The organism is Ferruginibacter sp. (assembly GCF_014377975.1).
GTDB lineage: Bacteria > Bacteroidota > Bacteroidia > Chitinophagales > Chitinophagaceae > Ferruginibacter.
The window spans coordinates 1-5,026 of the sequence record NZ_JACMOO010000157.1; the positions used below are offsets into that span (position 1 = coordinate 1).

Genomic DNA, 5,026 nt, shown 5'->3' on the forward strand with positions numbered 1-5,026 from the left:
ACGTCTTCATTGGAAATGTCTCCTGTAATTTCAGAAATGTAATGCAGGCAACGGCGAATATCCAGTGCCAGCAAATCGGCGGGTAATTCATTGTTTAACCCGTTCTCAATATCATCCAGTGATTGCTTAACCTGCTGTAATGCTTCCTGGTGACGGGCATTTGTGATGATTACGTTTTCTGAAGAAGGGAGTTCTGAAACTGTTGATTTAAACAGGTTATTTTTTAGTTCATCAATACCCGTTTTATTTTTTGCAGAAATAAAATAAATTTCTTCTATATTACTAAACTTATCATTGGTCATCACACCCGTTGTTATATCCGCCTTGTTTCCAACCAATATAATTTTATTGTTGTTTTCATGCAACTTGCCGGCAATCGCTTTCAACTCATCCTCTGTTACCTCGTTTACGTCAAAAATGTATAAAACAACATCCGCAGATTTCATTTTTGCCAGGCTTCTTTCTATCCCAACCAACTCAATGGTATCGGTGCTGTGTTCCCGGATGCCGGCAGTATCAATCAGCCTGAATAAAATACCATTGATATTAAGCACCTCTTCAATTGTATCCCTTGTAGTGCCGGCAATTTCACTTACAATGGCCCGGTTTTCATTCAGTAACGTATTTAGTAACGTAGACTTTCCCGCATTGGGTTTGCCAATGATGGCAACACTTACGCCATTTTTTATAACATTACCCAATTGAAAAGACTGTAGCAAGCGGTCCGTGGTAGCTTGTGCAGATTGTATGAGCTGGTAAAATTTTTTACGGTCAGCAAACTCTACATCTTCCTGGCTAAAATCCAGTTCCAGTTCTATTAACGCCGAAAAGCCAATCAACTCTTCCCGCAATGCTTTTAATACTTCACTAAAGCCACCACGGATATTGTAGAGCGCTGTTTTTTGCGAAGCAGCCGTATTGCAGGCAATTAAATCTGCTACTGCTTCTGCCTGTGTTAAATCCAGTTTGCCATTTAAAAAAGCCCGTTGTGTATACTCTCCCGGCTTGGCAAGCCTAGCTCCTCTATTTACACATGCCTGCAATACCTGCTGCTGTACATACGGACTACCATGGCAACTAATTTCCACCACATCTTCGCCGGTATAACTTTTGGGTCCTTTAAATAAAGACACAACAACTTCATCAATTAATTTATCCCCGTCTTTAATTAAGCCTACATGTATTGTATGAGAAGCCTTGCCAGATAAATCTTTTGAAGAAAATAAAGTATTGATAATGTCAAAAGCTTTCTCACCGCTAAGCCTTATAACCCCGATGGCGCCAATTCCGGGAGCAGTTGCCAGCGCAACAATGGTATCCTGCCAGGCGGATAATTTATTTATCATTTGGCAAAGATAAACCAGTATTAAAATGATTTACGTTGCAGAAATAAAATTTGCGCTTTTAATTTGGCTGGTGCAATAAGTATTTACGGTCTGTTTCACCCGTCTCTGAAGTGTAATAATGCGTTACATTATTGATGGTTACTTCATCCGTTACCACTACAAAATTTTGAAAAGTACTTTCATCCGACGGCTTTATAATCAGTACAAAATCATCCGCCATTCCGGTTACTTTTTTAACAGCTTTTTTCTTTAAACTTTTCTTTTAGTGTTGACCAGTCAAGCGTTTTTCCAGGTCTCTCATTTAAGAGCTTTTGAACATGCTTCATTTCTTTACTACTAAACGTACTAAAATCTGTTTGCTTTGGAAAAAAATCTCTGATCAACCTATTGGAGTTTTCGTTGGTTCCTCTTTGCCAGGGGCTATGAGGGTCGCAGGAATACACTTGCATATTTGTTTCTTTAAAAAAGATATTTTATCGGGACGGGGTATTGACTGCGTTAAGTAGTTCGATACCCGCCCCTGTTCCTGTTCAAGTGAAAGGATTTGAAGAAACATTGAATGAAGAAAATTGTAAGGCTGATTCAATTCAATTATCAGTAATATTACTTTCGGAAACTTTCGGGTATTTGATAAAGTTATTAATGATGAATAATTAACCTGTAAAATTCACAATTACTTTTTTGCAAAGAGTTTAGATAGAATTACAGAATATTGTATCATTGTTTTATACTATTTAGTCAGTTGCAAAAGCGATGTGCTATAATCTTATTTACAATTATTTTCCTCTAAACTGAGTGGTTTTTTGGTCTTTTATTACTCCTTTCCAGTTCATACCGAAACCAAAATCATAGCGATTTCCTTCAGTATCTTTATAACATTCCATATCAAAAGGAACGTCTTCTGCTTGTTTTTCAACGGCTTTCATATCCACTGGCATTTGCATGGGTAAGCGTGCTGATGGCTCTGATTTACCTGAAAGAATTTCAAAAATTGCTTGGTCTTGTACACCAAAACTCAACAAAATAGCGGAAGCCTCTTTTTCAATTTCCCCAAAAATCATTGGATTTGTGGTACTTACCGACACAATAACTGGTTTGCCCTTCATCTTTGCTTTGGTTTCTATTACCAACTGAGCATCGGTAAAATTGGCGGTTTTGGTAGTTTTGTTTTTGTAAGTTCTATTATTAAAAGTTTCCGTTGGGTCGCCTCCTGCAATACTAATTTCACGGGCGTCGGTGGCGGTGTAATCGCCATATTGCAGGCTGATTGGAAAATATCCATTACCTCCATTTTTTAAATCTTTTTTATCATAACCAGAGGTTGCCGAAGGGTTTGTGATGGCAACAAAGGCAAAGTCAGCTTCGTCTGGATTTTCAGTAACATTGAAATATTTTTTTACCAAATCCAGGCTCACAGGATAGTCAGTAGAGGCTGGGGTTGCCATACCAAAGAAATTTCGACTGGCTGCGACAAATCTTTTTGGCACATAAACCGTTTTTTTGGAAGTAACCGGAAGAACATTGCCCTGATTTTTTAATAAAACAACAGACCTTAGTTGTGCCTCATAACCCGCCTTCATGTATTCGGGTTTGCCAACTATCGCTTTTGTTTCTTGTATATCTAAGTAAGGATTTTCAAAAATACCTACCCTGAAAATATTTTGTAACAACCGTACCGCCGAACTTTCCATTCTTGCTCTCATCTTAGCTTCGCCATGTTCTTTTACGCCCAAAGCGTAGGCTTCCATTACAGGTTTTACATCATTATTACCTCCAAATTGGTCTACGCCAGCCATTAAGGCTTTATAATGTCGTTCGCCTTCGGTAAGTTTTTCTACCCCCCAAGGTTTTCCCTCAATTGAATCCATTACGGTGTGTTGTTTTGTGATACCCCAATCAGTACAAACTACACCGTCATATTTGTATTTGATACGCAATAAATCGGTGATTATATATCTGTTGTAGCTATTTCCTACATTTTCACCATTTTTGGTATCCTGATTCCAGGAGATAGAATAATATGGCATTACTGCCGAAGCCATTTTGGTTTGACCTTTTAGCTTAAATGCTCCTTGCAAAAAGGGGATCATGTGTTCTTTAAAATTATTACCAGGATACACCGCATATTTTCCATTGGCAAAATGGGCATCACGCCCTGCCTCGCCAGAGCCACCACCGGGCCAATGTTTTACCATCACATTTACACTTTTTAAACCCCAGGCATTTGATTGAAAACCATCGCAATAGGCTTGTGCCATGGCTGCTGAGAGTAAGGGACTTTCACCAAAAGTACCATTAAATCTTGCCCAACGAGGCTCAGTGGCAATATCTACTTGTGGCGAAAGTGCTGTGGTAATACCTAAAGCCCGGTATTCGGCGGCAGCAATCTTTCCGAATCTTTCTATCAAAGCTGGGTCAAAAGTAGCTGCCATCCCTAATGAACCTGGCCACATCGAAATTTCACCACCTGAAGCCGCATCGTATTCTGCCCTTGCAATTGTGCTGTGGCGTGGGTCTGAGCTATTATTAGCAGGAATTCCTTTACCTAAACTTTCGCAAAATGCTTGTAATTTATTGTTCCATTGAGCCACTATTTCAGGGCTTTGTACGGTTGTTAATAACACATGGCGTAGGTTATCTTCTTGCAAAAATTTCTTTTGTTGGTCGGTCAAATCGCTTGGGTCGGTTTCGCCTTTTATAAAATGTTTTCCATTATATGTTCCTGCAAAATATCCTCCCGCCCGTGCAGGAATAGATTGGTGAGCCGAGTAAAGCATCAAGCCTGCAATTTCTTCCACGGTAAGTTTTGACGCTAAATCTTTTGCCCGCACCAAAGGTGGTAAACGCCAATCTTCAAATTTGTCTAATTTGCCATTTTTATTCAAATCTTTAAAAGCTAAACCATCAACTGTCAATATTTTAACTCCCGAAGAAAGTGAATATCCCAGGGTTTGACCATTTGGGTTTTTTACAATATTGTAAGTACCTTTTGAGATTTCACCCCATTTTTTTTGAGCTTGTAATGAGGGAGTTACCATAACGAACAAGAGTAACGATAAGGAATATTTCATACTTTCTCTGATTTTATTTAGAGCCTGTTTAAAAATTAAATTTTCAATCACCAATGTCAATTTACACATCAAAATATACCCGGTTTTACATCAAAAACACTAAAAATTGATCAATGGTTATACACTTTATGTACTATACAAAAAACATAGAATAAATTTTAAACAGGCTCTGATATAATTCACACTTAAAAAAGGCTCCCCGGATTAAGCAAAGCGAAAGTTCCGAATGCATAAAGCAAGGAAACAAATAAAAATACTATACAATATTTTTTCGAATCGGAACCATTTGAAAATTAAAACATGTTGGCTGTTTTATTTAAACTGACTATATCAAAACTACAGGGACAAAGTTTTACTATCAGATAAAATATTACATATTTTAGATACAATTTAAACATCTAACTCCTGCCAAAACCAAAATCATAGTGATTTCCTACAGTATCTTTATAACATTCCATATCAAAAGGAACGTCTTCTGCTTGTTTTTCAACGGCTTTCATATCCACTGGCATTTGAATGGGTAAGCGTGCCGATGGCTTTGATTTACCCGAAAGAATTTCAAAAATCACCTGGTCTTGCCGGCCGGGGAAATGGTTAAATTATCCGCTA

The 5,026-nt window shown here is 38.1% G+C and carries 4 protein-coding genes; all 4 read right to left on the reverse strand.

Annotated elements, in window-relative coordinates; translation table 11 throughout:
• A partial coding sequence (mnmE, locus tag H7254_RS09190; RefSeq protein ID WP_301932689.1) for a tRNA uridine-5-carboxymethylaminomethyl(34) synthesis GTPase MnmE occupies positions 1–1,346 on the reverse strand: 1,346 nt, incomplete at its 3' end.
• 58 nt (positions 1,347–1,404) lie between these two features.
• Complete coding sequence (locus tag H7254_RS09195) at positions 1,405–1,566, reverse strand: hypothetical protein (RefSeq protein ID WP_301932690.1); 162 nt, start codon at positions 1,564–1,566, stop codon at positions 1,405–1,407.
• A gap of 13 nt (positions 1,567–1,579) precedes the next feature.
• A complete protein-coding gene (locus H7254_RS09200; protein WP_301932692.1) occupies positions 1,580–1,816 on the reverse strand; it encodes an IS30 family transposase in 237 nt (78 codons plus the stop codon).
• 306 nt (positions 1,817–2,122) lie between these two features.
• Positions 2,123–4,417 carry a glycoside hydrolase family 3 protein gene (locus tag H7254_RS09205; protein ID WP_301932691.1) on the reverse strand — a complete coding sequence of 765 codons (2,295 nt, stop codon included), beginning with the start codon at positions 4,415–4,417 and terminating at the stop codon, positions 2,123–2,125.
• Positions 4,418–5,026: the final 609 nt, after the last annotated feature.